This window comes from Streptomyces sp. NBC_01006, from assembly GCF_045162725.1.
GTDB lineage: Bacteria > Actinomycetota > Actinomycetes > Streptomycetales > Streptomycetaceae > Streptomyces.
In genome coordinates, this window is the sequence record NZ_CP108700.1 from 5,384,313 (window position 1) to 5,400,324 (window position 16,012).

The 16,012-nt window shown below is 73.9% G+C and carries 10 protein-coding genes; 5 read left to right on the top strand and 5 right to left on the bottom strand.

Features of this window, described 5'->3' with window-relative positions; translation table 11 throughout:
* Positions 1-53: 53 nt before the first annotated feature.
* From OG509_RS24805 to OG509_RS24820, 4 genes are read right to left on the bottom strand one after another with little or no spacing between them, the layout of a single operon-like run.
* Positions 54-1,409 carry a putative T7SS-secreted protein gene (locus OG509_RS24805; RefSeq protein WP_406184704.1) on the bottom strand — a complete coding sequence of 452 codons (1,356 nt, stop codon included), beginning with the start codon at positions 1,407-1,409 and terminating at the stop codon, positions 54-56.
* Positions 1,409-2,041, bottom strand: coding sequence for a hypothetical protein (locus OG509_RS24810; protein ID WP_406184706.1), 633 nt, complete (start codon positions 2,039-2,041; stop codon positions 1,409-1,411). The genes OG509_RS24805 and OG509_RS24810 overlap by 1 nt, the downstream gene beginning before the upstream one ends.
* The gene (locus OG509_RS24815; RefSeq protein ID WP_406184707.1) at positions 2,038-2,385 is read right to left on the bottom strand and encodes an SseB family protein; all 348 of its coding nucleotides are present in this window, start codon (positions 2,383-2,385) and stop codon (positions 2,038-2,040) included. Before OG509_RS24815 ends, OG509_RS24810 begins: the two co-directional genes overlap by 4 nt.
* 59 nt (positions 2,386-2,444) lie before the next feature.
* Positions 2,445-5,324, bottom strand: a complete 2,880-nt coding sequence (locus OG509_RS24820; RefSeq protein WP_406184708.1) for a YbhN family protein — start codon at positions 5,322-5,324, stop codon at positions 2,445-2,447.
* Positions 5,325-5,434: 110 nt separating this feature from the next.
* On the opposite strand from OG509_RS24820, the gene OG509_RS24825 reads away from it, so the two are divergent.
* From OG509_RS24825 to nudC, 5 genes are all read left to right on the top strand, one after another.
* Positions 5,435-5,791: an MGMT family protein gene (locus OG509_RS24825; protein WP_406184709.1), complete on the top strand. Its 357-nt coding sequence runs from the start codon at positions 5,435-5,437 to the stop codon at positions 5,789-5,791.
* A 243-nt stretch (positions 5,792-6,034) separates the two neighbouring features.
* Positions 6,035-9,436, top strand: coding sequence for an ATP-dependent helicase (locus tag OG509_RS24830; RefSeq protein ID WP_406187673.1), 3,402 nt, complete (start codon positions 6,035-6,037; stop codon positions 9,434-9,436).
* Positions 9,437-9,529: 93 nt separating this feature from the next.
* Complete coding sequence (locus OG509_RS24835; protein ID WP_406184710.1) at positions 9,530-13,090, top strand: UvrD-helicase domain-containing protein; 3,561 nt, start codon at positions 9,530-9,532, stop codon at positions 13,088-13,090.
* Positions 13,091-13,100: 10 nt separating this feature from the next.
* A complete protein-coding gene (locus tag OG509_RS24840; RefSeq protein ID WP_387282831.1) occupies positions 13,101-14,507 on the top strand; it encodes a dipeptidase in 1,407 nt (468 codons plus the stop codon).
* A gap of 84 nt (positions 14,508-14,591) precedes the next feature.
* Positions 14,592-15,533: an NAD(+) diphosphatase gene (nudC, locus tag OG509_RS24845; protein ID WP_406184712.1), complete on the top strand. Its 942-nt coding sequence runs from the start codon at positions 14,592-14,594 to the stop codon at positions 15,531-15,533.
* 89 nt (positions 15,534-15,622) lie between these two features.
* Here nudC and OG509_RS24850 read toward each other — a convergent pair whose 3' ends face one another.
* A complete protein-coding gene (locus OG509_RS24850; RefSeq protein ID WP_030153502.1) occupies positions 15,623-15,883 on the bottom strand; it encodes a mycoredoxin in 261 nt (86 codons plus the stop codon).
* Positions 15,884-16,012 lie beyond the last annotated feature (129 nt).

Consider the following 16,012-nt stretch of genomic DNA (forward strand, 5'->3'; position numbering starts at 1 on the left):
TCCTCGTCGATCTCCAGGCGCTGGTCGACCGTACTGGCCCAGGTCGGACCGAACTATCGGCCCGAGCGGTACGAGGATTCGAAGGTGCGGTTGAAGACCAGCGGCAGCGAGCCGGGCAGCACGAGGTCGGTCTGAGGGAGGATCATCCGGCCCGTCGCCATGTCGACCGGGTCCTCGCGGCAGGTCAGGTCCTCCCTCTTGGCGCGCGCCGCAGCTTCTTGTTCGGCCTTCTGCGCCGCGCGCGTCGCCTCCTTCCGGGCCGCGTTCTCCGCGCCCGTCTCCGCGGCACGGGTACCCGTACGGGCGGCTGTGCGGGCGGCCCCGCCGGCGCCCTTGGTGCCGATGAATTCCGGGGCGAGGCGGCCCCAGCCCTCGCTCGCGTCGCCTTCGAAGCTGTCGAGTACGGCGCCGGGGATGCGCTCCGGGTGCGAGGCCGTGGAGACGAGACCCGCCAGGGTCATGTTGAGGTGCTGCGCGTACTCGGCTGGGTGTGTGAGGTTGTACGGGTCCGCCGGGTTGAGGCCGCGGGCGAAGTTCAGCAGGTCCGCCGTGCCCTTCACGACCCCGCCCGTGAAGTGGGTGAGCTCGACGGCCTGGGCACCCTCGTGGTCGAGGAAGCCGGACCAGGCCCGCTCCATCGCGGGCGGTTTGGCCGGGGCGTGCTCCAGAGCGGTCTCCAGCACCTTCTGGACTGCCGAGGCGATCTCATCACGCTGACGGCGGGCCTCGTTCAGGATCTCCTGGGCCCGTTTGCGGTCCGCCGCGCCCACGTCACCCGGGACGGTCGGCTTCAGGCCGGGATCGTGACCGGCCTTGGCGGCGGCCTCGTACTCCTTGGCCTTGGTCTCGTAGGCGGCGTCCGCGTCCTTCGTGGCCTTGTCGCCCTTCTTGTAGAGGTTGACCGCCTCTCCCGCCTGCTGCTGCGCCCACTGGACCGTCTCCGTGTACCGGGCCAGCGCGCCGGCGGCGGCCTCGCAGGCGTCGGCCGCCCGGAGCCAGTCCGTCGGATGCATCGCGAACTTCTCCCGGAAGGCGTCGGCCGCCGCGCCCTTCCAGTGGCCCGAGTCCAGGGCGCGCATGCCCTCGCCGACCCGGTCGAACGCCGTCTGGAAGTCCCTGAAGTGTTTGGCCGATTCCCGGATCGCGGAAGGTGAGCCGTGGATCAGTTCGTTGGCCTCCTCGGTCTGGCCGAGTTGCTGCTCACCCACCGTGGCGCCGAGGTTGGAGGCGGCGTTGTCGCCCCAGTCCTCGACCTTGTCCGCCGCGCCGTGCGCGCCGACGTAGTCGAGGGCACCGCCGATTCCGTCGGTGGCCTTGTCGATGCCCGCACCGGCGACCTTCTTCGCGGACTCCCAGCCGTCGTCAAGCTTGTCCAGGCCCTTGTTGACCAGGCTGCCCCAGTCCGCCATCAGTGCTCACCCTCCGGCAGCGCCTCGGGCGCCGGGCCGACCATGTCCTCCACCACCGTGTTCATCTCGTCGCGCAGTCCGGCCGCGCCGAGGACCTGGTTGGAGAGCAGGATGTCGGAGCTGTTTGCGTCGCGGATCGCGGTCTTCCAGGCCTCCTTGGTGCCCTCGGTGGCCCGTTCGTAGGACTCGCCGCTGTAGTCCGCGTCGCGGACCTGGGTGTACGGATTGTCGGAGAGGACGTCGTCCCAGCTCTTCGCGGTGATGTCCGCCTCGGAGGCGTACGGGTTGCCCATCATGGCGTTCGTGCCCACCTTGAACGCGCCCTGGACGTACTGGTCCTGCTCGTGTACGAGACCCGCCGACAGGCCGACGTCGAACGCGAAGGTGTTCCCCTGCTGGACGAGCGAGCGCACCCCCCACTCCCAGCGCTCGCAAAATGTCCTGAGGGTGGAGGTCAGACCTTCGTGACCCGTCTGCATGCCCGACAGGCCGAGCTCGGAGAATCCGCGGCCCATGCCCGCGGTGCCGACCGAGCCGACCTCCTTAAGCTCGGCCAGCGTTTCCGTGATGCCGCGCGCTATCAGCCCGAGAGCCTCTTTCGAGACGTCCAGATCCGGCTGGTCCCCGCTCACGCCGCCACCTGCCCGTCCAGTGCCGCCGCATCCGGCACGATGCCGCGCAACGGAGGAAGCACCACCCCGTCGGGGCCGGCCGCGTCCAGTGCCACCCCGCACGGGAAGTCCAGGGCCGGGACCAGCTCGTCCAGCAGCCGGGCGCCCGTGATGCGCCGGTAGGGCCACTCGCGTTCGGCCTCGTCCCGTGCCACCGCGAACCGGGCCAGCGCCTCCTCGTCGGAGAACGCGCAGATCCAGTCCAGGCCTCCGAGTCCGGCCGTCCACAGCCCGCCGCGCTCGTCCAGCGGTACGAGCACCACCCGGTGGGGGAGGAGTTGGTGGGCTGCCAGGGGTTCGCCCATCGGGCCCACGGCCCGCCGCGTCGGCCTGGCGCCCGGCGCTGACCCGCCCGCTGTACTTCCTAGATGGCCTCTTTCCGGGTCAGGTAGTTGAAGGACAGCCAGCCCGGCAGGACCGGGAGCCAGAACGTCATCAGGCGGAACAGGAGCACCGCCGAGATGGCGACCTCCTTCTCCAGGCCCGCCGCGATCAGCCCCAGCGTCAGCGTCGTCTCCACCGCGCCGATACCGCCCGGCGTCGGCGCCGCCGACCCCAGCGCGTTGCCCGCCAGGAACACCACCGCGATGCTCGCGTAGCTGATGGCCTGGCCGCCGCCGAACGCCCGGATCGACGCGTCCAGGCACATCACGAAGCAGCCGGTCAGCAGCAGCATGCCGCCGATGCCCGTCATCAGCTTCTGCGGCCGCTGCAGCACGTCCAGCATGCGCGGCACCACACCCGCGAACAGCGCCCGCACCCGCGTCGCCACGAACTTCCGCAGGAACGGCACCGCCGTCACCACCAGCACCAGCACCGCCACCGTCAGCAGACCCGCGATGACCGTCCGGGACGGCGTCATCTCCGGGGTCTTCTCGGTGCCCGTCAGGTAGCCGAAGGCCAGCAGCAGCAGGACGTGGCTCGCCAGACCGAACAGCTGCGAGGCACCCACGCTCGCCACCGCCAGCCCCGGCCGGATCCCGGCCCGCTGCAGGAACCGCGTGTTCAGCGCGACACCGCCGACCGCCGCCGGCGCCACCAGTTTCACGAACGACCCCGCCACCTGCGCGACGACCGTCCGCAGGAACGACACCCGCTCCGGCACGAACCCCAGCAGGCTCATCGCCGCCGCGAAGTAGGTGAGCGCCGAGAAGGCCAGCGCGGCCCCCACCCAGCCCCACTGCGCCTCGCCGACGACCGTCGCGAAGTCCACGTGCGCCAGCTGCGTGAGCAGGAAGTACGCGCCGAACGCGCCCGCGATGAACGACACCAGCGTGCGCGGCCGGATCCGCTCCAGCCGGGCCGGCTCCACCGGCGCCTGCGGGCGGATCAGCAGCACCTGCCGGCGGATCTGGCTCAGCAGGTCCTCCTCGCGGGCCCCGTCGAGGGCGTCGTCCAGCGCCTTCTTCTCAGCCTTCTTCTCCGCGGCCGTGCTCGTCGCCGACTTGGCTCCCGCCGACTTGGCACCCGCCTCGCGCGCCGCCTTCGCCGCCCGCGAGGACTCCAGTACGGCCTCCCGCTGCCGGTCGGCCCGCTCCCGCGCCAGCCTGCGCAGCGTCGCCCGCGTGGAGCGGCTCAGCGCGATCGGCTGGAGCAGCGGCAGGCAGTCCGCCACCGCGTCCGGGCCGAGCACCGACACCGCCGAGGCCACCGAGCGCTCCGCGCCGATCCGCAGCCCGAGTGTGGTCAGCAGCTGCGCGATGTCCATCCGGAGCACCAGGTCCCCGGCCGCGATCTCGCCGCCGCGCAGGTCGGTGAGGACGACATTGCCGGAACGATCCACCACGAGCGCGTCGCCGGTCAGCCGCCGGTGGGCGATCCGCCGCGACTGTAGGGCCCGTACCTGCATCCACGTGTTGCGGGTCAGGCCGTCGGTGATCTCCTCGTCGGCGAGCGCGTCGAGGGGCCGGCCGTCCAGGTGCTCGTACACGAGCATCACGGCGTCCGGGCCGAGCTCGGACGTGGCGATCAGCTTCGGCGCGTTGGCCCCGGCAGCGATGGCCGCGTACGCGAGGAGCGCCTCCTGCTCCAGCGCCTGGCGGAGAGACTGGAGGCTGCGCCGCGTCGTGATGCCGCGCAGGGTGAGCCGGCGCCAGACCCGGTAGAAGAACCCGTGCGCCTGCTGCTCGCGGTCGACGACCGTGACGTCGAGCGGCGGGCCGTCCTCCAGCGTGACGTGGTAGCGCCGGCCCCGGTCGCTGACCTCCGAGGCGTCGGCGCCGTCCGGGAGTTCCGCGCGCATGGCGCTGACCGGCTTGAAGCCGACCCGGCGCAGGCCGGCCAGCAGGGTCTGCCCGGTGGGGCGGACGTTGGGCGAGCCGACGGCGTACAGGGTCCCGTACGCGACGCTCCAGCCGATCAGCACGGTCAGGATGATCGAGAACGGGGTGGTGTACCCGCTGACCAGCATCGCGAAGGCGTCGAGCAGCAGGACCACCCACAGCGCGACCCGCCAGCGCGGCCTGCGGGTCATGCCGACGGCGGTCATGTACGCGATGACGGGCGCGAGGTAGCCGTGCACCGGGTCGGTGATGGGGCCGCCGACGCTGGTGGCACGGGTGAGGGCGTCCTGGATGGTGTCGGAGGCGGCCTGGGAGACCCACAGGTCGGTGGCCAGGGTCACGCCGTGCGCGAGGACGGCGGCGAGCACGCCGTCGGCGATGCGCAGTCCGTCCCGTTTGATCAGCCGCTCGATGGCGAAGGCCACGGGCACGAGCAGCACGGCGATGCTGGACACCAGCCCGGCGACCTTGATCAGCAGATCGGGGGCGGCGCCGGTGCCCTGGCTGATGTCGGCTTCGAGGCCGGCGGTGGTGCGGTGGGCGAAGGCGGCGATGGCGAGGACGACGGCGATGCCGAGGACGCCGACGAGGAGGCGTACGAGGTCGGAGGGGCGGTGGACGCGGGCGGCGAGCAGCGGCTCGTCGACCTCGACCTGGTCCGCTGACGCGGAGGCGCGCCCGTGCGGCCCGTCGGCGTCGGCCGCGGGCGCCTTCCCGGCCTTGGCCCGGGCCCGGGGTTCGCCCGTGACACCGGCCCCGGCGTCGGGCTCGGGTGTGCCTCCGGGGCCGGCTCCGGCTCCGGTTCCGGGCGCGGGCGTGGCCCGGCCGGGGGGCTCGTCGGGGAGCTTCCCGGACCCGGGGTGCGGGTCTGGGCGCGTGCTGTCGTCCTCAGCCGCGCCGTCCGGAGGGCTCACACCCTGCTCCTTCGTCGTCACTTCCGTCTCTTCTTGATCACGTATCACCAGTCACCGCCCGGAAGATGGTGGCACGGACCGACGCAAGGGCGGGGCATCAGGGTGCGCGCCGGTACGGAAGGAAACCTTCCGGGAACCGGTCCGTGATGTACGGCACCATGGGCGCAATGAGCGAAGAGCTGCCCGCGTACGCGGAGCGGGTGCTGGAGGTGGCCGAGCGGATTCCGCCCGGCCGGGTGATGACGTACGGGGACGTCGCCGAATGGCTCGGCGAGGGCGGACCGCGCCAAGTCGGGCGCGTGATGGCCCTGTACGGGGGAGCCGTGCCCTGGTGGCGCGTGGTCCGGGCGGACGGCCGGCCGCTGCCCGGCAGCGAGATCCGGGCCCTGGAGCACTACCGGACGGAGGCCACCCCGCTGCGGCTGACCGCCGGCGGCGAGGCCCGGCTGAACATGCCGCGGGCGCGCTGGGACGGTCGGGAGGAGAACGCCGCACGGGACGAGGGTCACATCTGACAGCTTCGGCCATGCGGGGCCGGGGCGGGCGGTCGAGCGCCCGTACGGGCGACGGTGCGCGGACCCTCCGTCCCCACCTCGGGGAACTGCGCGGGACCCGGCGGTTGCCGTAGCGTTGCCCCTTCGGCTTCGGCAGGCGCGGCGGCGGCCACGGTGACCGCGGCACCCGAAGCAACGGCAGGAACCGCAGTATCCGCAGTATCCGCAGTATCCGCAGACCCACCAGGACCGGCACCCCACGTGATCACCTCTCCATCCGACCGCACCGAGCGGCGGCGTACGCGGACCCCTGACGCGTACCGCCTCGTGCGCACCGGGCCGCAGCGGGTGGATCCCCCTGTTCTGGACGCAGCGCAGCAGGCGGTGGTTGACCACACCGACGGCCCGCTCCTCGTCCTGGCCGGACCGGGTACCGGGAAGACGACCACGCTGGTCGAGGCGGCCGCGGCCCGGGTCGAGGCCGGGGTGGACCCGGCCCGGATCCTGATCCTCACCTTCAGCCGCAAGGCGGCGGTGGAACTGCGCGACCGGGCCGCCCTGCGGCTCGGCGGGGCGCGGGCTCCGCAGGCCACCACCTTCCACTCCTTCTGCTACGGACTGGTCCGCGCCCACCAGGACACCGACCTGTTCGCGGATCCGCTGCGCCTGCTGTCGGGCCCGGAGCAGGATGTGATGGTCCGCACCCTGCTGGACGGCCAGCGCCAGATCCGCTCCATCCGCTGGCCGGACGATCTGCGGGCCGCGCTGACCACGCGCGGCTTCGCGGACGAGGTCCGCGCGGTGCTCGCCCGCGCCCGCGAGCTGGGCCTCGGCCCGGCGGCGCTGGACGCGTTCGCGACCCGGCTGGGCCGCCCGGACTGGAAGGCGGCGGCCGCGTTCCTGTCGGAGTACCTGGACGTCCTGGACATGCAGGGCACGCTGGACTACGCGGAGCTCGTGCACCGGGCCGTCCTCCTGGCGGAACGCACTCCGTCGCTCACCGGGTCCTACGACGTGATCTACGTGGACGAGTACCAGGACACGGACGCCTCCCAGCTGCGGCTGCTGCGCGCCCTGGCCGGCCCGGCGGGCACGCTGATCGCCTTCGGCGACCCGGACCAGTCGATCTACGCCTTCCGCGGGGCCGACATCAACAACATCCTGGACTTCGAGGGCTCCTTCCCGGGCGCGGCGGTCCACGCCCTGACGGTGGGCCGCCGCTCGGCCGCGAACCTCCTGGCGGCCACCCGCTTCCTGACCACCCGTATGCCGGTCCCGCGCCTCCCCTCGGCGGCGGTCCGCGCCCACCGGGCCCTGGCCCCGGTCCGCGAGGGCGGCGGGGTGGAGGTGTTCACGTACCCCACGGCCGGCGCCGAACTGGACAACATCGCCGACATCCTGCGCCGGGCGCACCTGGAGGACGGCGTGCCGTGGCAGGACATGGCCGTCCTGGTCCGCTCCGGAGGCCGCACCCTCCCGGCGATGCGCCGGGCCCTGATCTCGGCGGGAGTCCCGGCGGAGACGGACGGTACGGACACCCCCCTGCGCCACGAACCGGCGACGACCCCCCTCCTGACGGCCCTCCGCACGGCCGCCACCCCGATCCCGGCGCCCGCGGACCGCGAGCCCGACACCACGCCGACCGCTCCGCAGCGGGCCGGCGACCCGGTGGTGCCGGCGCCCCGGGACCCGGGCGCCGCCGACGCGGCAGCGGTCCGGGAACCTGCCGACGGCGCCGAATCCCCCGCCGCGCCCGCCGAGGGCGCCGGCGAAGGCGCAGGCGAAGACGAAGGGTGGATCGGGGTCGAGGCGGCGCTGGCGCTGCTCACCTCGCCGCTCGGCGGGATGGACGCCGCCGATCTGCGGCGGCTCGGCCGGGCCCTGCGCGACGAGGAGCGGGCCGCCGGCATCAAGGTGCCGGCCCCCTCCGACGTCCTGCTCGCCCGCGCACTCGCCGAGCCCGAACGGCTCACCGCCCACGACCCCGCGTACGCCCGCGGAGCGCAGCGCCTCGGGATGCTCCTGCGCAAGGCCCGCGAGCTCCTCCAGGGCGGCGGCACCGCCGAAGAGGCCCTCTGGATCCTCTGGGAGGGCACCCCCTGGCCCCAGCGCCTGGAGCGCGGCGCCCGCCGCGGCGGCGCGGCCGGCCGCAACGCCGACCGCGACCTCGACGCCGTCTGCGCGCTCTTCGACACCGCCGCCCGCGCCGAGGACCGCACCGGCGGCCGCGGCGCCCTCAACTTCCTGGAACAGCTCGAAGCCGAGGACATCGCCGCCGACACCCTCACGACCCGGACCACCCGCTCCGAGGCCGTCCGCCTCATGACCGCCCACCGCTCCAAGGGCCTGGAGTGGTCCCTCGTCGTCGTGGCCGGCGTACAGGAAGGGCTCTGGCCCGACCTGCGCCGCCGCGGCTCCCTCCTCGAAGCGGACCGCATCGGGCCGGGCGGGCTCGCCGAGCCGCTCACCCCCGGCGCGCTCCTCGCCGAGGAGCGCCGCCTCTTCTACGTCGCCGCCACCCGCGCCCGCGACCGCCTCGTCGTCACCGCCGTCAAGGCCCCCGCCGAGGACGGCGACCAGCCCTCCCGCTTCCTCACCGAGCTCGGGGTCACCCCGAAGGACGTCACCGGCCGCCCCCGGCGCCCCCTCGCCGTCCCCGCGCTCGTCGCCGAACTGCGCGCCACCACCGTCGACCCCGACGCCTCTCCCGCGCTCCGCGAGGCGGCCGCCCGACGCCTCGCCCGCCTCGCCGCGCTCACCGACCAGGACGACCGCCCGCTGGTCCCCGCCGCGCACCCGCAGCGCTGGTGGGGGCTGTACGAGCCCACCGCCTCGGCCGTACCGCTGCGCGACCGGGACCGGCCCGTCGCCCTCTCCGGCTCCGCCCTGGACCAGCTCGCCAACACCTGCTCCCTCCAGTGGTTCCTCGGCCGCGAGGTCAAGGCCGACGCCCCCTCCACCGCGGCCCAGGGCTTCGGCAACGTCGTCCACGTCCTCGCCGACGAGGTCGCCTCCGGCCGCACCCCCGCCGACCTGGCCGTCCTGATGGAACGCCTCGACTCCGTCTGGGACGCCCTCGCCTTCGACGCCCCCTGGAAATCCCGCCAGGAGAAGGACAACGCCCGCGCCGCCCTGGAGCGCTTCCTGCGCTGGCACACCACCGACCGCGGGGGCAGGGCCTCCGTGGCCACGGAGCACGCGTTCGACGTCACGCTCGAAGCGGGTGACCACACCGTCCGGATCCGGGGTTCCATGGACAGGGTCGAAGCGGACCCCCAGGGGCGCGCGTACGTGGTCGACTTCAAGACCGGCAAGGCCGCGCCCACGAAGGACGAGGTCGCACGCCACCCCCAGCTCGCCGTGTACCAGCTCGCCGTACGCGAGGGCGCCGTCGACGAGGTCTTCGACGGGGTGCGCCCCGAGGCGGGCGGCGCCGAGCTCGTGCAGCTGCGCCAGGGCGCCGCCCAGCGGGACGGCGGCGAGACGGTGCCCAGGATCCAGGCGCAGCAGCCGCTGAACGGCGAATGGGTCGGCGACCTCCTCGCCACCGCGGCCGGCCGGGTCCTGGATGAGCGATTCGCGCCCGCCACCGGAAAGCACTGCGACCACTGCTCCTTCCGCAGCTCGTGCAGCGCACGGCCGGAGGGCCGCCAGACGGTGGAGTGAAGCGGGCCGTTCGACGGCCGGCGGCCCGCCGGTGATCGACCGGCCGGTGAGACGGCGGCCGGGAGTGTCGGTGGGTCCGGCTAGCCTCTTCACGTGTCCGCGCGTCCGTCCGTCCTCACCGACCCCGAGCAGCTCAAGGAGCTCCTCGGCATCCCTTTCACGCCCGAACAGCTGGCCTGCATCACCGCCCCGGCCGCCCCACAGGTCATCGTGGCCGGCGCCGGTTCCGGCAAGACCACTGTCATGGCCGCCCGCGTCGTCTGGCTGGTCGGCACCGGAGCGGTCGCCCCCGAGCAGGTCCTCGGCCTGACCTTCACCAACAAGGCCGCCGCCGAGCTCGCCGAGCGCGTACGCAAGGCCCTCGCGCGGGCCGGCATCACCGACCCGGACCCTTCGCCGGCCGAGGCCGACGCGGCCGGCGGCGAGCCGCGCATCTCCACGTACCACGCCTTCGCCGGCCAGCTCCTGGCGGACCACGGCCTGCGCATCGGCCTGGAGCCCAGCGCCCGCCTCCTCGCCGACGCCACCCGCTTCCAGCTCGCCGCGCGCGTGCTGCGCGAGGCCCCCGGCCCGTACCCGGCGCTCACCAAATCCGTCCCCGACCTGGTCAGCGACCTGCTCGCGCTCGACGGCGAACTCTCCGAGCACCTGGTCACCCCGGCCGAGCTGCGCGCGTACGACACGGAGCTCCTCGACGCCCTCGCCGGCGCCAAGCTCACCAACGAAGACCTGCGCAAGGTCCCCGAGGCCGTGCGCGGCCGCCTCGAACTGCTGGAGCTGACCGAGCGCTACCGCACCGCCAAACGCTCCCGCGACCTGCTCGACTTCAGCGACCAGATAGCCCTGTCCGCGCAGCTCGCCACCACCCGGCCCGAGGTGGGGGCGCTGCTGCGCGAGGAGTTCCGGGTGGTCCTGCTCGACGAGTACCAGGACACCTCCGTGGCCCAGCGGCTGCTGCTGTCCGGCCTGTTCGGCGGGGGCAGCGGGCACGCGGTGACCGCCGTCGGCGACCCCTGCCAGGCGATCTACGGCTGGCGCGGCGCGTCCGTGGCCAACCTGGACGACTTCCCCGAGCACTTCCCGCATGCCGACGGGCGCCCCGCGACCCGGTTCTCGCTGAGCGAGAACCGGCGCAGCGGCGGCCGCCTCCTCGACCTGGCCAACGAGCTGGCCGCGCCGCTGCGCTCGATGCACGAGGGCGTGGAGGCGCTGCGCGCGGCGCCGGGGGAGGAGCGGGCCGGCTCGGTCCGCTGCGCGCTGCTGGACACGCACGCCGAGGAGCTGGAGTGGCTCGGGGACTCGGTCGCGCACCTGGTCCGTACGGGGACGGAGCCGCGCGAGATCGCGGTGCTGTGCCGGTCGGCGCGGGACTTCGCGCAGATCCAGGCCGTACTGGTGGCCCGGGACGTGCCGGTGGAGGTCGTCGGGCTGTCCGGGCTGCTGCACCTGCCGGAGGTCGCGGACCTGGTCGCGGTGTGCGAGGTGCTCCAGGACCCGGGCGCCAACGCCTCCCTCGTCCGGCTGCTCGTCGGCCCGCGCTGGCGGATCGGCGCGCGCGACCTGGCGCTGCTGGGGCGCCGGGCGCGGCAGCTGATCGGCCGCGCGCCGGGCGAGGTGGACCCGCAGGAGCGCCTCGCGGCGGCGGTGGAGGGCGTGGACCCGGTGGAGGTCGTCTCCCTGGCGGACGCGCTGGAGACGTTCCTGGACGGTTCCGCGGCCGCTTCGGACGACCTGCCGTTCTCTCCCGCGGCCAGGGTCCGCTTCGCCCACCTCGCCCAGGAGCTGCGCGACCTGCGGCGTTCGCTCGCGGACCCGCTGATGGACGTACTGCACCGGGTGCTGGCCGCGACCGGCCTGGACGTGGAGCTGTCGGCGTCGCCGCACGCGCTGGCGGCCCGGCGGCGCGAGTCGCTCTCCGGCTTCCTGGACGTGGCGGCCGGCTTCGCGTCCCTCGACGGCGAGGCGACCCTGCTGGCCTTCCTGGGCTTCCTGCGCACGGCGGTCCAGTACGAGAAGGGCCTGGACCACGCCCTCCCCGGCGGGGAGAACACGGTGAAGGTGCTCACCGCCCACAAGTCCAAGGGGCTGGAGTGGGACGTGGTGGTGGTCCCGGACCTGTGCGCGGGCTCGTTCCCGAAGGAGAAGGCCCCGGAGCCGTGGACCTCGTACGCCAAGGTCCTGCCGTACGGCCTGCGCGGTGACGCGGCCACCCTTCCGGCCGATCCGGCGTGGACCTCGGCGGGCCTGAAGTCCTTCAAGTCCTCGCTGAAGGAGCACAAGGCGGTGGAGGAACTCCGCCTGGGTTACGTGACGTTCACCCGCCCCCGCAAGCTCCTCCTGGGCTCGGCGCACTGGTGGGGCCCGACGCAGAAGAAGCGCCGGGGCCCGTCCCCGTTCCTGTCCTCCCTCCACGCGCACTGCGCGGCGGGGCACGGCGAGATCGAGGCCTGGGCGCAGGAACCGGCCCCGGACGCGGAGAACCCGTCGCTCGCCACGGAGTCCACCCCGGACCGGTCCTGGCCCCTCCCCCTGGACCCGGCCTCCCTGACCCTGCGCCGCGCGGCGGCGGCCCTGGTCGAGTCCCACCTGTCGGCGAACTCGTACCTGTGGCCCCCCGACTGCGAGGACCCCGCCTACGCTGACGAACCCGAGGGCCGGCCCGCGGACGCGGAGGACCAGGACCTCTGGGCCGCGGACGAAGCCCTGCCCGTGCCGCACGCCCGCACCGGGGCGGCCCCCGCCGTCCGGCCGGACGAGGACCCCTGGGCGGACGAGGCCCCGGCCTGGCCGACCCCGCCCGGCGGCACCGACCCGTACGACGACGACCTCTGGCCCGACGACGAGTGGGGCTCCGAGGACCCCGTCCCGGAGGGACCGACCCGGCGCGGAGCCACCGCACACGCGCCCCGGCGCACCGCGGCAGCGGCCCGGCTCAGCCCCGAAGAGGCTCGGGCCATCGCCTCCTGGGACCGGGATCTCGACGCCCTCGAAGGCGAGCTCCGGCGCGCCCGCGCCGCCGTGCGCGACGTCGAGCTCCCGGCCGCCCTCTCCGCCAGCCAGCTCCTGCGCCTCGCCGCGGACGAGCAGGGCTTCGCCCGCGACCTCGCCCGCCCCATGCCGAAGCCCCCGCAGCCCGCGGCGCGCCAAGGAACGCGCTTCCACGCCTGGGTCGAGTCCCGTTTCGACGAGCTCCCGCTGCCGCTCCTCGACGTCCTCGACCCCGCCACCGAGCTGCCCGGCTCCGACCAGGACATCGTCGACGAGGCCGACCTCGACTCCCTCAAGGCCGCCTTCGAGCGGAGCGAGTACGCCGAGCGCACCCCGTACCGCATGGAGGTCCCGGTCCAGCTCACCCTCGCCGGCCGCGTCGTCCGCGGCCGGATCGACGCCGTGTACCGGACCGAGGACGGCGGCTACGAGATCGTCGACTGGAAGACCGGCCGCACCACCGAGGCCGACCCCCTCCAGCTCGCCGTCTACCGCCTGGCCTGGGCGGAAGCCACCGGCACGCCCCTCGACCGCGTCACCACGGCCTTCCTCCACGTCCGCAGCGGCCGCGTGATCCGCCCCCGCGACCTCCCCGGCCGGGACCGTCTTGAGCGGATCCTCCAAGGCAAAACGGACACGGACAGTGACCGGCACCCCGGCAGTTAGGCTCGTGGGCATGAGCGAAGCCCCGGCGGACAGCGTCGTCCGCACGTACATCGACACCCACCGCGCCGCGTTCCTCGACGACCTCGCCGAGTGGCTGCGCATCCCCTCCGTCTCGGCCCAGCCCGAGCACGCGGACGACGTACGTCGCAGCGCCGAGTGGCTCGCCGCGAAGCTCAAGGAGACCGGCTTCCCGGTCACGGAGATCTGGCCCACCCCCGGCGCGCCCGCCGTCTTCGCGGAGTGGCCGAGCGCGGACCCGGCCGCCCCGACCGTCCTCGTCTACGGGCACCACGACGTGCAGCCCGCCGCCGTCGCCGACGGCTGGCACACCGACCCGTTCGAGCCCGTGATCCAGGGCGGCCGCATGTACGCGCGCGGCGCCGCCGACGACAAGGGCCAGGTCTTCTTCCACACCCTCGGCGTACGGGCGCACCTGGCCGCCACCGGCGCCGAGGCCCCGGCCGTGCACCTCAAGCTGCTCATCGAGGGCGAGGAGGAGTCGGGCTCCCCGAACTTCCGCGCCCTGGTCGAGCGCGAGGCGCAGCGCCTCGCCGCCGACATCGTGATCGTCTCCGACACCGGCATGTGGTCCGAGACCACCCCCACCGTCTGCACCGGCATGCGCGGCGTCGCCGACTGCGAGATCGACCTGTACGGACCCGACCAGGACATCCACTCCGGCGCCTTCGGCGGGGCCGTGCCCAACCCGGCCACCGCCGCCGCCCGCCTGGTCGCGGCACTCCACGACGCCGACGAGCGGGTCACGATCCCCGGCTTCTACGACAACATCGCCGAGCTCACGGACGAGGAGCGGGCGCTGATCGCCGAGCTGCCGTTCGACGAGTCCGAGTGGCTGCGCACGGCCAAGTCGCACGCAGCCGCGGGGGAGAAGGGCTACTCCACCCTGGAGCGGGTCTGGGCCCGCCCGACCGCCGAGGTCAACGGCATCGGCGGCGGCTACCAGGGCCCCGGCGGCAAGACCATCGTGCCCGCCTCCGCCCACCTGAAGCTGTCGTTCCGCCTGGTGTCCGGGCAGGACCCGTACGAGGTCGAGGCGGCCGTCCGGGACTGGGTCGCGGCGCGGATCCCGGACGGGATCCGGCACTCCATCGTCTTCGGCGCCCCCACCCGGCCCTGCCTGACCCCGCTGGACCACCCGGCGCTGCAGTCCGTCGTACGGGCCATGGGCCGGGCGTTCGGCGAGAAGGTCCGCTTCACCCGCGAGGGCGGCTCCGGACCGGCGGCGGACCTCCAGGACGTACTGGACGCGCCCGTCCTGTTCCTCGGCATCTCCGTGCCGTCCGACGGCTGGCACTCGCCGAACGAGAAGGTCGAGCTGGACCTGCTCCTCAAGGGCGTCGAGACGGCCGCCTACCTGTGGGGCGACCTGGCCGCCTCCCACGGGAAACCCGCCTGACGCACGCACCCACAGCCGTACCGAGTCACACGAGTCATCGAGTCACGAGAGTCACTGAGCCTGCCTGTCCCACCACCGGGGGAGTTGGAAGTACCTGTGAGCACCCATACCGAGCACCCGATCTCGCTCGCCGCGCCCAGCGGAATCGACCGCGCCGCGCACCACCGCCTCGACGAGGCCTGGCTCGCGGCCGCCTGGAGCCACCCGACGACCCGCGTCTTCGTGGTCTCCGGCGGTCAGGTCCTGATCGACGACACCCCCGACGGCGGGACCGGGATAGTGATGACCCCGGCCTTCGAGGCCCCGGTCACCGAGACGCACCGCTACTTCCTGGGCACCGACGACGAGGGCGTACGGTACTTCGCGCTCCAGAAGGACTCCCTGCCCGGCCGAATGGACCAGTCGGCCCGCCCGGCCGGCCTGCGCGAGGCCGGGCTGCTGCTCTCCCCGCGCGACGCCGGGCTGATGGTGCACGCCGTGGCCCTGGAGAACTGGCAGCGGATGCACCGCTTCTGCTCCCGCTGCGGCGAACGCACGGTGGTCGCGGCCGCCGGGCACATCCGCCGCTGCCCGGGCTGCGGCGCCGAGCACTACCCGCGCACCGACCCGGCGGTGATCATGCTGGTCACCGACGAGCACGACCGCGCGCTGCTGGGCCGCCAGGTGCACTGGCCGGAGGGGCGGTTCTCGACGCTGGCCGGGTTCGTGGAGCCGGGCGAGTCGATCGAGCAGTCGGTCGTGCGCGAGGTGTGGGAGGAGGCGGGCGTCAAGGTCGGCGAGGTCGAGTACGTCGCCAGCCAGCCCTGGCCGTTCCCGTACAGCCTGATGCTCGGCTTCACGGCGCGCGCCACGACCACCGAGATCACGGTCGACGGCGAGGAGATCCAGGAGGCCCGCTGGTTCTCCCGCGAGGAGCTGCGCGCCGCGTTCGAGTCGGGCGAGATGCTGCCCCCGTCGGGGATCTCCATCGCGGCCCGTCTGGTCGAGCGCTGGTACGGGGAGCCGCTGCCGCGCGCGGCCGGGTGAGGCTCGCGCGCGCACGAAAGGCCCCCGCCGCGGCGGGGGCCTTTCGTGCGCGCATCGCATCGCACCGGGCGCGGGTCAGGCGCCGGACGTCAGACGGCGAGGGCCTGCTTGACCTGGGCCAGGCTCGGGTTCGTCATGACCGACTCGGCGCCGGCGGCGGACTTCACGAGCACGGTCGGGACCGTCTGGTTGCCGCCGTTCGCCTTCTCGACGAACGCCGCGGACTCCGGGTCCAGCTCGATGTTGATCTCGTTGTACGCGATGCCTTCCCGGTCCAGCTGGGTCTTCAGCCGGCGGCAGTAGCCGCACCAGGTCGTGCTGTACATCGTGACGGAACCCGTGTCCTGCATGCTGCGCTCTCCTCTGTGGGGTCTGGGTGGTCCGAGTACTCGAACGTACGGGACCGCGGGGCCATTCCCGTACCCGCGATACGGCCGTGACGTCCAAGTACGTCAGGTGCGTCCGGTAGGACCGTGTGA